We start from the raw sequence: 15340 nt of genomic DNA, 5'->3' as shown, positions 1-15340 counted from the left end.
TCTCAATCATGGTCTGAACGGGTCCGGGGAGAGCCGGCCGGACACGAGGTCCGGCCGGCCAACCCGTCAGACCTCTTCGACGCTGCTCGGCTCGCGCCGGGACAGGTCGATACCGAGCTCCTCCGCCGCGCGGAAGACGTCCTCGTCGGTGTCGCGCATCTCGATGGACATGCCGTCCGAGGACAGCACCTCCACGTTGAGGCAGAGCGACTGCATTTCCTTGATGAGCACCTTGAAGGACTCGGGAATGCCGGGCTCGGGGATGTTCTCGCCCTTGACGATGGCCTCGTAGACCTTCACGCGGCCGGTCACGTCATCGGACTTGATCGTCAGCAGCTCCTGGAGGGCGTATGCGGCGCCGTATGCCTCCAGCGCCCACACCTCCATCTCACCGAAGCGCTGACCACCGAACTGAGCCTTACCACCCAGCGGCTGCTGGGTGATCATGGAGTACGGACCGGTCGAACGGGCGTGCAGCTTGTCGTCGACCAGGTGGTGCAGCTTGAGGATGTACATGTACCCGATCGAGATCGGGTCCGGGAACGGCTCGCCGGAGCGTCCGTCGAACAGTCGCGCCTTGCCGGACGGGAGGACCATGCGGTCGCCGTCGCGGTTCGGGACGGTGTGCTCGAGGAGGCCGGTCAGCTCGTCCTCGCGGGCGCCGTCGAAGACCGGGGTCGCGACGTTCGTCCGCGGGGCGACCTGGTCGGCGCCGATGCGCTGCAGGCTCTGCGCCCACTCCTCGCTGAGACCGGAGACGTCCCAGCCCTGGCTGGCGAGCCAGCCGAGGTGGATCTCCAGGACCTGACCCGGGTTCATTCGGGACGGGACACCCAGCGGGTTGAGGATGATGTCGACCGGCGTGCCGTCCTCAAGGAAGGGCATGTCCTCGATCGGAAGGATCTTGGAGATGACGCCCTTGTTGCCGTGTCGGCCTGCGAGCTTGTCGCCGTCCGTGATCTTGCGCTTCTGCGCCACGTAGACACGAACCAGCTGGTTCACGCCCGGCGGCAGCTCGTCGCCCTCTTCACGGTCGAAGACGCGTACGCCGATGACCTTGCCGATCTCACCGTGCGGCACCTTCAGCGAGGTGTCGCGCACCTCGCGCGCCTTCTCACCGAAGATCGCGCGGAGCAGGCGCTCCTCCGGCGTCAGCTCGGTCTCACCCTTGGGCGTGACCTTGCCGACGAGGATGTCGCCGGCGACGACCTCGGCACCGATACGGATGATGCCGCGCTCGTCGAGGTCGGCGAGGACCTCTTCGGAGACGTTCGGGATGTCCCGGGTGATCTCCTCCGGGCCGAGCTTGGTGTCACGGGCGTCGACCTCGTGCTCCTCGATGTGGATCGAGGAGAGGACGTCGTCCTGGACGAGGCGCTGCGACAGGATGATCGCGTCCTCGTAGTTGTGACCTTCCCAGGGCATGAACGCCACGAGCAGGTTCTTGCCGAGGGCCATCTCGCCCTCTTCGGTCGCGGGACCGTCGGCCAGGACCTGGCCCTCGATCACGCGGGCGCCCTCGTCGACGACAACCTTCTGGTTGACCGAGGTGCCCTGGTTCGACCGGGAGAACTTGGCGATGCGGTACGTGGTGTACGTGCCGTCGTCGTTCGTGACCGTGACGTAGTCCGCGGAGACCTCCTGGACCACACCCGCCTTCTCGGCCTTGATCACGTCACCGGCGTCGACCGCACAGCGGTACTCCATGCCGGTGCCGACGAGGGGAGCCTCGGCGGTGATCAGCGGCACGGCCTGACGCATCATGTTCGCGCCCATGAGGGCACGGTTGGCGTCGTCGTGCTCGAGGAACGGGATCATCGCGGTCGCGACCGACACCATCTGGCGCGGCGAGACGTCCATGTAGTCGACGTCGTCGCCGGGGATGTAGTCGATCTCGCCGCCACGACGGCGGACCAGGACGCGCGACTCGGTGAAGCGCATGTCCTCACCAAGCACGGCGTTGGCCTGGGCGATAACGAAGCGGTCTTCCTCATCGGCCGTGAGGTAGTCGACGTCGTCGGTGACGACGCCCTCGACGACCTTGCGGTACGGCGTCTCGACGAAGCCGAACGCGTTGACGCGGCCGTACGAGGCGAGCGAACCGATCAGACCGATGTTCGGGCCTTCGGGAGTCTCAATCGGGCACATACGGCCGTAGTGAGACGGGTGCACGTCACGGACCTCGAAGCCGGCCCGCTCACGGGAGAGACCACCCGGGCCAAGCGCCGAGAGACGGCGCTTGTGGGTGAGACCCGACAGCGGGTTGTTCTGGTCCATGAACTGCGACAGCTGCGAGGTGCCGAAGAATTCCTTGATCGACGCCACGACCGGGCGAATGTTGATCAGGGTCTGCGGCGTGATCGCCTCGACGTCCTGAGTCGTCATGCGCTCGCGGACGACGCGCTCCATACGAGCCAGACCCGTGCGGACCTGGTTCTGGATGAGCTCGCCGACGTTGCGCAGACGACGGTTGCCGAAGTGGTCGATGTCGTCGGTCTCGACGACGATCGACGTACCGCTGTCGCCAACGGTCTCGGTCTCACCGGCGTGCAGCTTCACCAGGTACTTGATCGAGGCGATGATGTCCTCGACCGTGAGGATGCCCGCGTCGAGCGGAGCGTCCGCACCCAGCTTCTTGTTGACCTTGTAGCGGCCGACCTTCGCGAGGTCGTAGCGCTTCGGGTTGAAGTAGAGGTTCTCAAGGAGCGTCTGAGCGGCCTCACGGGTCGGCGGCTCGCCGGGACGCAGCTTGCGGTAGATGTCGAGCAGCGCGTCGTCCTGGCCCTGGGTGTGGTCCTTCTCCAGGGTGGCGCGCATGGACTCGTACTCGCCGAACTCCTCAAGGATCTGCTCGGTCGTCCAACCGAGAGCCTTGAGCAGAACGGTGACCGACTGCTTGCGCTTGCGGTCGATGCGGACACCGACCATGTCGCGCTTGTCGATCTCCATCTCCAGCCAGGCACCCCGGGACGGGATGATCTTGGCGGAGAAGATGTCCTTGTCGGACGTCTTGTCGATCGAGGAATCGAAGTAGACACCCGGCGAACGGACCAGCTGCGACACGACGACACGCTCGGTGCCGTTGATGACGAAGGTGCCCTTGTTCGTCATGAGCGGGAAATCGCCCATGAAGACCGTCTGGGACTTGATCTCGCCGGTCTCGTTGTTGGTGAACTCAGCGGTGACGAAGAGCGGGGCGGCGAACGTGAAGTCGCGCTCCTTGCACTCGTCGATGGAGTTCTTCGGGGGCTCAAAACGGTGGTCGCGGAACGTCAGGGACATCGACCCGGAGAAGTCCTCGATCGGAGAGATCTCCTCGAAGATCTCCTCCAGACCGGACTTGGTGGGGACGTCCTGTCCACTGTCGAGAGCCGCCTCGACACGACCCTTCCAGGCTTCATTCCCGAGCAGCCAGTCAAAGCTCTCGGTCTGCAGCGCAAGAAGGTTCGGAACCTCGAGGGGCTCCCTGATCTTTGCAAAGGAGATGCGCAGCGGGGCGGTGCTGGCGCCGTTGTTCGTATTCGCGGTCGAGGCAGTGCGCGAGGCGGCCAAGAGGGGGTCCTTCCGAGGGCTCGGACTCACTACGCGCGTACCGGTCCCAGGCTGGACAGGGGGACAGAATTCCCTGGTCAGGGAAGATTCGGTCCACAGTGCTCAAGCATGGGCATGCCCCTGGTGACGGGCAGGAGGCAGCTAACAGGCAGCGCAAAGGGTCAGTGTAGCCAGTTGGCCCACTGATGTCCAGTGCGGGTTCTGGGAGACCCTCGTTGTTCTCAACCCCTGCTGCAAGCCACGCCCTCGATGCACATCGATACTGCCCTCTTCGCCGCCGATCCATGCCTCGGATCCGGATCGTTGTGACGACGCGTCCTGAGAATTGCGCGCTGCGTGCGGTTCGTCAAGGCCCCCCTGCCCCGACTTGGCTCTCGGATCGTCACCGTCACGGCCGTCCCAAGGCACGACGAAGATCACCATACTCGTCGGGACCGACAGCGCAAGGCAGCCGTAGGGGTGAGCCGGAGAACGCCGAAGGGCGACCACCCAGATGGGTGATCGCCCTTGGCGCGGCACTGCCTGAGCAGCACCTGAAAGGAGTCAGACGACTCGCGAGGTTACTTGACCTCGACCGAGGCGCCGGCAGCCTTGAGGGACTCGGCAGCCTTCTCGGCGGCCTCCTTGGCGACCTTCTCGAGGACCGGCTTCGGGGTGCCGTCGACGAGGTCCTTGGCCTCCTTGAGACCCAGGGAGGTGAGCTCGCGCACGACCTTGATGACCTGGATCTTCTTCTCGCCGGCGCCGGTGAGGATGACGTCGAACTCGTCCTGCTCCTCCGGGGCCTCGGCGGCGGCGGCCGGGCCGGCCGGGGCGGCGGCGACGGCCGCGGCGGCGGTGACGTCGAACTTCTCCTCGAAGGCCTTCACGAACTCGGAGAGCTCGATGAGGGTGAGCTCCTCGAACTGGGCAAGCAGGTCTTCCTGGCTGAGCTTCGCCATGATGGGCGATCCTTCCACTAATTCGGCTGGTGCCGGGTGTATATGAAGGCGGGCGTACGTGTGGCCCGCTGCGACCGTCGCCCTAACGGGCGGCGATCAATGCGCGAGCCGAATTACTCGGCACCGCCCTGCTCGGCCTGCTTGGCACGAAGCGCCTCCGCGGTGCGGACGAACTTCGACGGCAGCGCCTGGAAGAGCTGCGCAGTCTGCGTCTGCTTGCCCTTCAGCGCGCCGGCCAGCTTGCTGAGCAGAACCTCGCGGGACTCGAGGTCCGCGAGCTTCTTGAACTCATCGGCGGACAGCGCCTTACCGTCAAGGACACCGCCCTTGATGATGAGGTTGGGGTTGTCCTTGGCGAAGTCACGAAGACCCTTCGCCGACTCCACCGGGTCACCGGTGACGAAGGCAACCGCCGTCGGACCCGAGAACAGGTCGTCCAGCGTGTTGATCCCGGCCTCGTTGGCCGCGATCTTGGTCAGCGTGTTCTTCACCACGGCGTACTCGGAGTTCTCACCGAGGGAGCGGCGCAGCTGCTTGAGCTGCGCCACGGTGAGACCCCGGTACTCGGTCAGCACGGCGGCGTTCGAGCTGCGGAACTTGTCCGTGAGCTCGGCTACCGCGGCAGCCTTGTCGGGCGTCGGCATAGAGCGTCAGCCTCCTTCCGGGTGATGAGGACCGCTCAGAAGGGGCTGACAAAACAAAACGCCCCGGCGCAGGCGCACGGGGCGTGAGCTCGACCCGACGGAAACCCGTCCGGGAGCACAACCACAGTCACCTGCGCGGGTCGTCCGCAGTTTCAGCGGATCCTTCGGCCACCGCGTCCTCTTGCGAGCACACGGCAACGACCAGCGGTCTTTGGCTTCTGTGGAAGAGTACGCGAACGGGTTCGCGTCAGGCAAATCGGCTCAGAGGCCGCTGTCGGTGGCGTCCCCCAGGCCGCCCGAGCCGCCCTTGCCGAGCTCCTTGAACATCTCCATCAGGTCGAAGGTCTCCCCGGCCGGCGGGGCGCTGACCTTGGCGCTGGTGCCGTAGTCCGAAAGCTTCACGGACATCTTCATCGTGCCCTGGGGGAACTTCATGCCGACATCCATGCGGACCGGATAGTCGTCCTCGTTGACCCAGACCTCGGTGTCGTAGCCCTTCATACCGGATTTCTCGGCACTCTTGTAAAGCTCCTCACGCTCCTTCTTGCTGAGCATGTCGTCGAGGTCCTTATTCGTCTCCATCATTTCCTTGACGGTGAGCCGGCCCTTGTAACGCTGGGCCTGCACGCCGTCGACCTTCGAGGAGCCGACGTGCTTCAGGTTCGGCGATTCCAGAAGCAGGGCCAGTTGCTGCGCCGGGTCCTGGTTCATGTTCTCCAGACCGCTGGTCATCTGCTTGGCGATCTTTTCGTCACCGGCCTGCTCGGCGATGGCGTTCAGATCCATCTTCATCCACTGCTTGCCGTCCATGTCCTTGGCGGCGGCGGCCCCCATGTCCATGTACATCACGTCGTCCTGCCAGAGCATCCGGACCTTCTCCGGGGCCTCCGGGTCGCCCTCCGTGAGCGCCGAACCCGACATCGTCAGATCCATGACCGTCGGATCCCAGCCCATGACGCCGGACATCTTCATGTCGCCCGCGCCGCCGCCCATCGACGCCGGTGCCGTCATCGTCATCTCGACCTTGGCCGACTTCGCCTTCGAGGTCTTCTCGTACGCCGCCGTGATGACCTCGGTGACCTTCGACCGGGACTGCGTCTCCCCCGAGTCCGCCCCCGTCTTCTTGCCGCCGTCGGAGCCTCCACAGGCCACCGCACCGGTACACAGCAACGCGGTCGCGAGCACAGCGCCCGCCACTCTCTTCACAGTCATGACCCCACCCCTAGGAACACATGATCGACACATTTAGGTTTGGTGAGAATACCCGACAGTCGAGTTCAGGCCTGCGGCTGCTGGTTCATGAGGTCCTTGAAGCTCATGGTGTCCGAGGCAGCGGGCTTCTCCACGGACACGGGGGTCCCGTAGTCGCTGTAGTAGGCGGTCTGGGAGAAGTCGCCGTCGGCCATCTCGCCCTTCTCGGCCTTCTTGACCAGCAGGTCGTCGCCGTCGACCCAGATGTCGATGGTCTGCTTGCTGAGACCCACCTGCTTGAACTGCTTCCTGAGCTCGGCCATCTGCTCGGCGTCGAGATCCGAGTTCTTGCCGGTGAAGTCCGCGGCATCGACGGTCCCGGAGTAGTGGGTCGTCTTCGTCCCGCGCACGGTCTCCTCCCCCACGCGCTTCACGTCACCCGAGGCGAGCAGCATCTTGACCGACTGGTTCGGGGTGGAGTTCTGCATCTGATCCTTGAAGGCATCACCGGCAGCGCCGCTTATCTCGGCCAGGGTGGCGTAGTCGTACTCGATCCAGTGCTTGCCGCCGCCCGCCTGCTGAGCGAACTTGTCGCCCATGTTCGCGTAGAACCCGTTCTTCAGATAGCGGTAGTCGATCTTCGACTGCCCCATCTGCTCCATCTGCTCGGCCTGGGTTCCGCCCGTGAGCGTCGCCGTCATGTTGCCGGTGATGCCGTCCGACCACTCCATGGCGCCGGTCATGTCCATCGACATCTTGCTGCCCATGACCGTCTTGCCCTCGATCTTGGCCGAGTCGGCATCGTCGGTCTTGTCCTCGATGGTGCGCAGGGCGGCTATCGGGCTGAGGGCCACCGAATCCTCGCCCTTGCTCTTCCCTTCACCGTCACCGCCGGAGGAGCCACAGGCCGCGACCCCGGTCAGCGCGGCGGCCACCGCGATCGACAGACCAGCGCGTCGCTTTGTCGTGCTGTTCATGACATCCCACCCCTTGTACTCGTGTGAATCCCGCACGCTAGTGCAGTCCCCCGAAAGCGCTGAGGAACACGTACTAATACGAGGACGGGCCCCGCACCTCGAAAGGTTGCGGGGCCCGTCATCACAAACGCGTACACGACGCGACTGCCGTCAGATTCAGACGGCGGCCGGGTCCTCCTCGGTGAGGAGGTTGCGGGTGCGGTTGCTGTCCAGCGGAATGCCGGGGCCCATCGTGGTGGCGATGGCGGCCTTCTTGATGTAGCGACCCTTGGCGGCCGACGGCTTCAGACGGAGGATCTCCTCCAGGGCCGCGGCGTAGTTCTCCACCAGCTTGGTCTCGTCGAAGGAGACCTTGCCGATGATGAAGTGCAGGTTCGAGTGCTTGTCGACGCGGAACTCGATCTTGCCGCCCTTGATGTCGTTGACAGCCTTCACGACGTCGGGGGTCACGGTGCCGGTCTTCGGGTTCGGCATCAGACCACGCGGGCCGAGCACGCGGCCGAGGCGGCCGACCTTGCCCATGAGGTCCGGGGTGGCGACGACGGCGTCGAAGTCCAGGCGACCCTTGGCGACCTCGTCGATGAGCTCGTCGGCGCCGACGATGTCGGCCCCAGCGGCTTCCGCGGCCGCAGCACGGTCACCGGTCGCGAAGACCAGGACCCGGGCGGTCTTGCCGGTGCCGTGCGGGAGGTTCACGGTGCCACGGACCATCTGGTCGGCCTTGCGCGGGTCGACACCCAGGCGGAAGGCGACCTCGACGGTGCCGTCGAACTTGGTCGAGGAGGTCTCCTTGGCGAGACGGACGGCCTCGAGCGGGGCGTAGAGCTTGTCCCGGTCGATCTTGGCGTCCGCAGCGCGGAGAGTCTTGCTGCGCTTCACTTCTGCTCCTGTTGGTTTCAAGTGTGGAGTCGTGGTGTGGACCAGCGCTTGGCCCTACCACTGAGAAAGGTCAGACGGGGAAAGCTCTCAGCCCTCGACCGTGATGCCCATGGAACGGGCGGTGCCGGCGATGATCTTCGACGCGGCGTCCAGGTCGTTGGCGTTGAGGTCTTCCATCTTGGTGGTGGCGATCTCGCGGACCTGCGCCTCGGTGATCTTGGCGACCTTGGTCTTGTGCGGCTCGCCGGAGCCCTTCTCGACACCCGCGGCCTTGAGGATCATCTTGGCGGCCGGCGGAGTCTTGGTCACGAAGGTGAAGGAGCGGTCTTCGTAGACCGTGATCTCCACCGGGATGACCCAGCCACGCTGCGACTCGGTCGCGGCGTTGTAGGCCTTGCAGAACTCCATGATGTTGACGCCGTGCTGGCCCAGCGCGGGGCCGACCGGCGGGGCCGGGTTGGCTGCGCCGGCCTGGATCTGGAGCTTGATAAGCCCCGTGACCTTCTTCTTCTTGGGAGGCATTGCTCTCTCCGGGTCCTAGTGAGAGTTTCCAGCCTTCATCCAGTCATCCGGATGGAGGCATACCGCACCACGATAACGGGTATCGTCACGCGGCCAAAAACCGAGCAGGTCAGACAGGCTTTGAGAGCCCGTCTGACCTGGTCGGAGGCGTGTGTTCCAGAGGAAGCCGCGGAGGCTAGTTCTTCTGGATCTGGTCGAAGCTGAGCTCGACCGGGGTCTCGCGGCCGAAGATCTCGACGAGACCCTTGACCTTCTTCGAGTCGGCGTTGATCTCGTTGATCGTCGCCTGCAGCGTCGCGAACGGACCGTCGGTGACGGTGACCGAGTCGCCGACCTCGAAGTCGAGGACCTGGACCTCGACCTTGCGGGACGGAGCCGGCTTGCCCTCGGCCTCGGCAGCCTCGCGGGCCGCCTTCTCCTCGGCCTCGGGGGCGAGCATCTTCACGATCTCGTCCAGGGTCAGCGGGTACGGGTCGTAGGCGTTGCCCACGAAGCCGGTGACGCCGGGGGTGTTGCGGACGACGCCCCAGGACTCGTTCGTCAGGTCCATGCGCACCAGGACGTATCCGGGGAGCTTGTTCTGACGGATGGTCTTGCGCTCGCCGTTCTTGATCTGCGCGACCTCTTCCTGCGGCACCTCGGCCTGGAAGATGAAGTCCTCGACGTTCAGCGAGACGGCACGCTGCTCGAGGTTGGTCTTCACGCGGTTCTCGTAACCGGCGTAGGTGTGGATGACGTACCACTCGCCGGGGAGGGTGCGCAGCTCGTCGCGCAGGGCCACGATCGGGTCGACCGGCTCGGCCTCCTCCTCGTCCTCCGCGGACTCGGCGGCCTCTTCGGTCTCGTCATCGGCGGCGCTCTCGCCGTCCTCGTCGGTCTCGTCGGCGTCCGCAGACTCGGCTTCGGGCTCGACGTGCAGGGCCGACTCTTCGGCGGGTACGCCCGCGGCGGCGTCAGCAGCCTCGGCCTGGTCCGGGTCCTCGGCGTCCGCCGCCTCGACGATGTCGAGCTTGTCCTCCACGGACTCCGCCGACTCGATGGCGTCGTTCAGGTTCGGGTCAGACACGGTGGCTGCTTCTTCCTGGATACAGAGGGGTGGAACGCGCGAAACGGGCGCCGGGTACGGCGCCCTTCGCTCTTGGCTGTGCCATCGGCTCAGCCGAAGACGTACTTGACGGCCTGGTTGAACCCATAGTCAATCACGGTCACAAGACCGATCATGATGACGACGAAGACAATCACCACGGTGGTGTACGTCGTGAGCTGACTGCGAGTCGGCCAGACGACCTTGCGGAGTTCCGCGACGATCTGGCGGTAGAAGAGCGCGAGACGGCCGAAGGGGCCCTTCTTGCCGCGCTTGCCGCCCTTGCGGGCCTTCTTCTTGGACTCCGGCGCCTCGTCCTGGGCATCAGGCATGTCGATGGAGCCCACGGCGTCCGTCACTCGTCCTCACCTGATTCCGGGTCGTGGCCGTGCCGCGCCCGGTATGAGCCGCACGGCGGTGCAATGCAGTACGTACATGCGCACACATCCGAGAGGAGTGTGTAGCAGGGCCGGAGGGACTTGAACCCCCAACCGCTGGTTTTGGAGACCAGTGCTCTACCAATTGAGCTACGACCCTTTGATTTCCCCCAACCTACCGCATCCGCCCGGCTGCACAGAGTGCGAGGAGAGGGTGCGGCCGGTGAGGGCCAACGAGCAGTGAGTGTACGTGTTCTGCGGCGCCCCGTCGAACAGAAACAGATCCGATGGCCTTGTCGAACATCTGAATCCCGCGTGCCGGGGGTCTTTCAGGTCTGGAACGATGGGGCGATGAGCGCTTCCACTTCTCCCACCGAGCGCCGGGTCTCCGCCCGCATCGGCGCGATCTCCGAGTCCGCGACCCTCGCCGTCGACGCCAAGGCGAAGGCCCTCAAGGCCGCCGGGCGACCGGTGATCGGTTTCGGCGCGGGCGAGCCCGACTTCCCGACGCCCGACTACATCGTCGAAGCCGCCGTCGAGGCCTGCAAGAACCCGAAGTACCACCGCTACACCCCGGCCGGCGGGCTCCCCGAGCTCAAGTCCGCGATCGCCGCGAAGACGCTGCGCGACTCCGGGTACGAGGTCGACGCCTCGCAGATCCTGGTGACCAACGGCGGCAAGCAGGCGATCTACCAGGCGTTCGCCGCGATCCTCGACCCGGGCGACGAGGTCATCGTCCCGGCTCCCTACTGGACGACGTACCCCGAGTCGATCCGTCTCGCGGGCGGCGTGCCGGTCGAGGTCGTCGCCGACGAGACCACGGGCTACCGCGTCTCGGTGGAGCAGCTGGAGGCCGCTCGCACGGAGCGCACGAAGGTCGTCCTCTTCGTGTCGCCGTCCAACCCGACGGGTGCCGTCTACAGCGAGGCCGACGCCGAGGCGATCGGCCGCTGGGCCGTCGAGCACGGCCTGTGGGTGATGACCGACGAGATCTACGAACACCTCGTCTACGGAGACGCGAAGTTCACCTCGCTCCCCGCGATCCTGCCCGAGCTGCGCGACAAGTGCATCGTGGTCAACGGCGTGGCCAAGACGTACGCGATGACCGGCTGGCGGGTGGGGTGGATCATCGGCCCGAAGGACGTCGTGAAGGCCGCGACGAACCTGCAGTCGCACGCCACCTCGAACGTCTCCAATGTCGCGCAGGTCGCCGCCATCGCGGCCGTCTCCGGCGATCTGACCGCCGTCGAGAAGATGCGCGAGGCCTTCGACCGGCGCCGCAAGACCATCGTGCGGATGCTGAACGACATCGACGGCGTGCTCTGCCCCGAGCCCGAGGGCGCCTTCTACGCGTACCCCTCGGTGAAGGGCCTGATCGGCAAGGAGATCCGCGGCAAGCGCCCGCAGAACTCGGTCGAGCTCGCCGCGCTGATCCTGGAGGAGGCCGAGGTCGCGGTCGTTCCTGGCGAAGCCTTCGGGACGCCGGGTTACCTGCGCCTTTCGTACGCCCTGGGTGACGAGGACCTCGTCGAGGGCGTCTCGCGGGTCCAGAAGCTGCTTGCCGAGGCCCGCGACTGAGGTCTCGCTTGAGTTTTCGCGCTCCACGCGCGCGTGCGGGCCGTCTCCCCACTCCGGGGAGGCGGCCCGTTTCTTCGTTCGGGCATGTGCACGATGGGGGAAGTGGCTTCCGGGACGCCGCCCGCGTACGGCAAGATCCTCCAATGGAGCGTGTACGTGACGTAAGAGAGCTGCCGAAGGCCCATCTGCATCTGCACTTCACCGGGTCGATGCGGCCCACGACCCTGCTGGAACTCGCCGACAAGTACGGGGTGCGGCTGCCCCCGGCGCTGACCGGCGGTGAGCCTCCGCAGCTGCGGGCGACCGATGAGCGCGGGTGGTTCCGCTTCCAGCGGCTCTATGACATGGCGCGATCCTGTCTGCGGGAGCCCGAGGACATCCAGCGCCTGGTGCGGGAGGCCGCGGAGGAGGATCTGCGGGACGGTTCGGGGTGGCTGGAGATCCAGGTCGACCCGACGTCGTACGCGCCTCGGCTCGGCGGGCTCATCCCGGCCCTGGAAATCATCCTGGACGCCGTCGAGAGCGCCTCGCGGGACACCGGCCTCGGGATACGTGTACTCGTCGCCGCGAACCGCATGAAGCACCCTCTGGACGCCCGCACGCTGGCACGGCTCGCCGTGCGGTACGCCGATCGCGGCATCGTCGGCTTCGGGCTCTCGAACGACGAACGCCGGGGCTTCGCAAGGGACTTCGACCGGGCCTTCGCGATCGCGCGGGACGGCGGCCTGCTCGCGGCGCCGCACGGCGGTGAGCTCAGCGGGCCCTCCTCGGTGCGGGACTGCCTGGACGACCTGCACGCCGGGCGGATCGGGCACGGGGTGCGGGCGGCCGAGGACCCGCGGCTCCTGAAGCGGCTCGCCGAGCGGGGCGTGACCTGCGAGGTGTGCCCGGCGTCCAACGTGGCCCTCGGCGTCTACGAGAAGCCCGAGGACGTCCCGCTGCGGACCCTGTACGACGCCGGGGTGCCGATGGCGCTGGGGGCCGACGACCCGCTGCTCTTCGGATCACGGCTCGCGGCGCAGTACGAGATCGCGCGCAAGCACCACGCCTTCGACGACGGCGACCTGGCCGAGCTCGCCCGGCAGTCGGTGCGCGGCTCTGCGGCCCCGGTCGACATACAGGCGAAGCTGCTGTCCGGGATCGAGGAGTGGCTCAGCGGCTGATGCCCGCAAGGAGAGTGCCGGCGAGGGCGGCGGCGAACTCCTCGACGGGCTGCGGGGGTTGCTTGCCGACCGTGGAGTCGTAGGCGAAGGCGCGCTGGGCGCAGGCCCCCAGGAGGAGCGAGGCGGCGGCGAAAGTGTCGGCTCCGGAGGCGATCCGGCCTGCGTCGCGTTCGGTGCGGAGGTAGGCGTCGAGGGCCTCGATGGGCACGTGCGGGCCCGTGCCCATCTCCTGCATGGAGTCTTCGTGGCGGCGCTTGAGCTTGGTCTCGGCGTAGAGGGACGCGGCGATCGGGAAGCTCTGGGCGTAGAAGTGGCAGGCCAGGCGGGCGATCTCGGCGAGGTTGTCCGCTACGGAGCGCTCCCCCGGATCCTCGGCGAGGCGGCGCAGGAGCGGGCCGAGGCGGGGCAGCCGCTCCTGGAGGACGGCCACGAACAGCTCCTCCTTGCTCGCGAAGTGCTTGTAGAGCGCGGCTTCGGAGCAGCCCGCCGCCTTGGCGATCTCCTTGGTGGTGGCACGGGCGAGGCCGATGGTGAGCATGAGGTCGTGCGCCGCGTCCAGGATGCGGGCCCGGGTGGGCTTCTGCTGCATGTGCCGTCCAACCAACCTTGACGAATGGGTGAGTGAATACTCACCCTAGTGGTGAGTGAATACTTACCCACCTGGGGAGGGTGCGCGATGAAGCTCACGGTGTTCGGTGCCACCGGCGGTGTCGGCGGGGAGATCGTCAGGCAGGCGCTCGCGGCGGGCCACGGGGTCACGGCCGTCGTACGTGACCCCGCAAGGCTGAGCGTGACGGGAGAAGGACTGGAGGTGTTCCGGGCCGACCTGACCGATCCGGAGGCCCTGCGGGCGGCGGTGACCGGGCGGGACGCGGTCCTCTCGGGCCTCGGGCCGCGCAAGAAGGCGGACGCGGGGATCGCGACCGGGCTCACGCGGTCGGTGGTGCACGCGATGGAGGCCGAGGGGGTGCGCAGGCTGGTGGTGGTGAGCGCGGCGCCGGTCGGCCCGCCGGCCGAGCGTCAGCCCGCGGTCGACCGGATCATGGGATCCCTGGTCAGCAAGATCCTGAATCCGGTGTACGACGATCTGCGGGCCATGGAGGCGGACCTGGCGGCCAGCTCGACGGACTGGACGTCCGTGCGCCCGCCGCGGCTGCAGGACAAGCCGGCGACGGGCGTCTACCGCATGGTCGTCGGGGGCACCCCGGCCAGCGGGCGGTTCATCGGAAGGGCCGATGTGGCACACGCGATGCTGGCGGCGGTCGACGACGTGTCGACGGTGAAGCAGGGCGTGGGCGTGGCCTACTAGCCGCCCGTCGGGCCTCAGAGGCTGACGCCCACCGTCACCGGCTCGTTGACCAGCGTGACCCCGAAGGTCTCCCGCACTCCGGCGACGACCTCACGGGCGAGGGCCAAGAGGTCCTCCGTGGTCGCGCCGCCGCGGTTGGTGAGGGCGAGGGTGTGCTTGGTGGAGATGCGGGCCGGGCCCGTTCCGTAGCCCTTGGTGAAGCCCGCCTTGTCGATGAGCCAGGCCGCGGAGGTCTTCACGCGGCCGTCGTCCGTCGGGAAGGCGGGGGGTGCCACCTCCGGGCCCAGACGGTCCACCACGCGCGCGTGGAAGGCGGCGAACTCCTCCTCCGTGAGGATCGGGTTGGTGAAGAAGGACCCGGCCGACCAGCTGTCGTGGTCCTCGGGGTCGAGCACCATGCCCTTGCCCGCGCGCAGCTTCAGTACGGTCTCGCGGGCGACGGCCGCCGGAACCCGGTCTCCCGCCTCGACGCCGAGGGTGCGCGCCGTCTCCGGGTACTTGAGGGGGGCGCTCATCCCCTGGGCGTCCTCAAGGGCGAAGCGGACGCGCAGCACCACGAAGCGGTCGGGCTCGGCCTTGAAACGGCTGTGACGGTACGAGAAGTCGCACTCGGCGTTCGTGACGGCGACCGTCTCGTGCGTCGTCCTGTCGTACGCGATCACTTCGGTGATGGTCGACGAGACCTCCTGGCCGTACGCCCCCACGTTCTGGATCGGCGTCGCTCCCGCGGAGCCGGGGATCCCGGCGAGGCACTCGATGCCCGCGAGCCCGGCCTCCACGACGCGGGCCACCGCGTCGGTCCACACCTCGCCGGCCGCCAACTCCAGCTTCGTCCCGTCGAGTTCGAAGCCCTTCGTGGCGATGCGCAGCGCGGTGCCGTCGAAGCCCTTGTCCCCGATGACGAGGTTCGAGCCGCCGCCGACGATCAGCAGCGGGGTCCCGGAGTCGTCGGCTTCGCGGACGGCGGCGATCACCTCGGCGTCGGTCGTCGCGGTGATCAGACGGGCCGCGGGACCGCCGAGGCGGAAGGTGGTCAGCGGGGCGAGGGGGGCATCGTGGAGTTCCTGCACGTGCTCAAGAGTACGGTCCGTGGCCCCGCCGCTCGGGCGGGGGCACCGCCCGT

Annotated in this window: 14 protein-coding genes and 1 tRNA gene; 3 read left to right on the top strand and 12 right to left on the bottom strand. The window is 67.0% G+C overall.

Going from position 1 to position 15340, the window contains the following annotated elements:
* Positions 1–66: 66 nt before the first annotated feature.
* The 10 genes from rpoB to ACWFR3_RS12345 all read right to left on the bottom strand — a co-directional run bounded on the left by rpoB (position 67) and on the right by ACWFR3_RS12345 (position 10327).
* Positions 67–3552, bottom strand: coding sequence for a DNA-directed RNA polymerase subunit beta (gene rpoB / locus ACWFR3_RS12390; RefSeq protein WP_351170398.1), 3486 nt, complete (start codon positions 3550–3552; stop codon positions 67–69).
* Between the two features lie 560 nt (positions 3553–4112).
* Positions 4113–4493 carry a 50S ribosomal protein L7/L12 gene (gene rplL / locus ACWFR3_RS12385; RefSeq protein ID WP_453734527.1) on the bottom strand — a complete coding sequence of 127 codons (381 nt, stop codon included), beginning with the start codon at positions 4491–4493 and terminating at the stop codon, positions 4113–4115.
* Between the two features lie 113 nt (positions 4494–4606).
* Entirely contained in the window at positions 4607–5137 is a 531-nt protein-coding gene (rplJ, locus tag ACWFR3_RS12380; protein WP_453734526.1) for a 50S ribosomal protein L10, read from the bottom strand.
* A 261-nt stretch (positions 5138–5398) separates the two neighbouring features.
* Positions 5399–6349 carry a hypothetical protein gene (locus ACWFR3_RS12375; RefSeq protein ID WP_453734525.1) on the bottom strand — a complete coding sequence of 317 codons (951 nt, stop codon included), beginning with the start codon at positions 6347–6349 and terminating at the stop codon, positions 5399–5401.
* Between the two features lie 65 nt (positions 6350–6414).
* Entirely contained in the window at positions 6415–7305 is an 891-nt protein-coding gene (locus tag ACWFR3_RS12370) for a hypothetical protein (protein ID WP_453734524.1), read from the bottom strand.
* A 156-nt stretch (positions 7306–7461) separates the two neighbouring features.
* On the bottom strand, positions 7462–8184 hold the full coding sequence (rplA, locus tag ACWFR3_RS12365; protein ID WP_453734523.1) for a 50S ribosomal protein L1: 723 nt from the start codon (positions 8182–8184) through the stop codon (positions 7462–7464).
* An 87-nt stretch (positions 8185–8271) separates the two neighbouring features.
* Positions 8272–8706 (bottom strand): 50S ribosomal protein L11, encoded by a 435-nt coding sequence (gene rplK, locus ACWFR3_RS12360; protein WP_160506641.1) that lies wholly within the window; start codon positions 8704–8706, stop codon positions 8272–8274.
* Positions 8707–8881: 175 nt separating this feature from the next.
* A complete protein-coding gene (gene nusG, locus ACWFR3_RS12355; protein ID WP_453734522.1) occupies positions 8882–9772 on the bottom strand; it encodes a transcription termination/antitermination protein NusG in 891 nt (296 codons plus the stop codon).
* A gap of 89 nt (positions 9773–9861) precedes the next feature.
* A complete protein-coding gene (secE, locus tag ACWFR3_RS12350) occupies positions 9862–10149 on the bottom strand; it encodes a preprotein translocase subunit SecE (RefSeq protein WP_190084400.1) in 288 nt (95 codons plus the stop codon).
* 105 nt (positions 10150–10254) lie between these two features.
* A tRNA-Trp gene (locus ACWFR3_RS12345) sits at positions 10255–10327 on the bottom strand.
* Between the two features lie 191 nt (positions 10328–10518).
* On the opposite strand from ACWFR3_RS12345, the gene ACWFR3_RS12340 reads away from it, so the two are divergent.
* Together ACWFR3_RS12340 and ACWFR3_RS12335 are read left to right on the top strand one after the other, a co-directional pair.
* On the top strand, positions 10519–11745 hold the full coding sequence (locus tag ACWFR3_RS12340; protein ID WP_453734521.1) for a pyridoxal phosphate-dependent aminotransferase: 1227 nt from the start codon (positions 10519–10521) through the stop codon (positions 11743–11745).
* A 143-nt stretch (positions 11746–11888) separates the two neighbouring features.
* Entirely contained in the window at positions 11889–12908 is a 1020-nt protein-coding gene (locus tag ACWFR3_RS12335) for an adenosine deaminase (RefSeq protein WP_453734520.1), read from the top strand.
* Here the strand turns inward: ACWFR3_RS12335 and ACWFR3_RS12330 are convergent.
* Entirely contained in the window at positions 12898–13497 is a 600-nt protein-coding gene (locus ACWFR3_RS12330; RefSeq protein WP_453734519.1) for a TetR/AcrR family transcriptional regulator, read from the bottom strand. The two genes, ACWFR3_RS12335 and ACWFR3_RS12330, sit on opposite strands and share 11 nt — an antisense overlap.
* A gap of 87 nt (positions 13498–13584) precedes the next feature.
* Here ACWFR3_RS12330 and ACWFR3_RS12325 point away from each other — a divergent pair, with 87 nt between their 5' ends.
* A complete protein-coding gene (locus tag ACWFR3_RS12325) occupies positions 13585–14217 on the top strand; it encodes an NAD(P)-dependent oxidoreductase (RefSeq protein WP_453734518.1) in 633 nt (210 codons plus the stop codon).
* Positions 14218–14231: 14 nt separating this feature from the next.
* On the opposite strand, the gene ACWFR3_RS12320 is transcribed toward ACWFR3_RS12325, so the two are convergent.
* A partial coding sequence (locus ACWFR3_RS12320; RefSeq protein ID WP_453734517.1) for a UDP-N-acetylmuramate dehydrogenase occupies positions 14232–15340 on the bottom strand: 1109 nt, incomplete at its 5' end.

The organism is Streptomyces sp. NPDC055189 (assembly GCF_053606765.1).
This window is presented reverse-complemented; position numbering and strand designations above follow the sequence as displayed.

What these genes read in the sequence shown, in the direction of transcription:
- rplL (WP_453734527.1), bottom strand. Translation starts at nt 4,493, where the DNA reads ATGGCGAAGCTCAGCCAGGAAGACCTGCTTGCCCAGTTCGAGGAGCTC.
- rplJ (WP_453734526.1), bottom strand. Translation starts at nt 5,137, where the DNA reads ATGCCGACGCCCGACAAGGCTGCCGCGGTAGCCGAGCTCACGGACAAG.
- ACWFR3_RS12375 (WP_453734525.1), bottom strand. Translation starts at nt 6,349, where the DNA reads ATGACTGTGAAGAGAGTGGCGGGCGCTGTGCTCGCGACCGCGTTGCTG.
- ACWFR3_RS12370 (WP_453734524.1), bottom strand. Translation starts at nt 7,305, where the DNA reads ATGAACAGCACGACAAAGCGACGCGCTGGTCTGTCGATCGCGGTGGCC.
- rplK (WP_160506641.1), bottom strand. Translation starts at nt 8,706, where the DNA reads ATGCCTCCCAAGAAGAAGAAGGTCACGGGGCTTATCAAGCTCCAGATC.
- ACWFR3_RS12340 (WP_453734521.1), top strand. Translation starts at nt 10,519, where the DNA reads ATGAGCGCTTCCACTTCTCCCACCGAGCGCCGGGTCTCCGCCCGCATC.
- ACWFR3_RS12335 (WP_453734520.1), top strand. Translation starts at nt 11,889, where the DNA reads ATGGAGCGTGTACGTGACGTAAGAGAGCTGCCGAAGGCCCATCTGCAT.
- ACWFR3_RS12330 (WP_453734519.1), bottom strand. Translation starts at nt 13,497, where the DNA reads ATGCAGCAGAAGCCCACCCGGGCCCGCATCCTGGACGCGGCGCACGAC.
- ACWFR3_RS12325 (WP_453734518.1), top strand. Translation starts at nt 13,585, where the DNA reads ATGAAGCTCACGGTGTTCGGTGCCACCGGCGGTGTCGGCGGGGAGATC.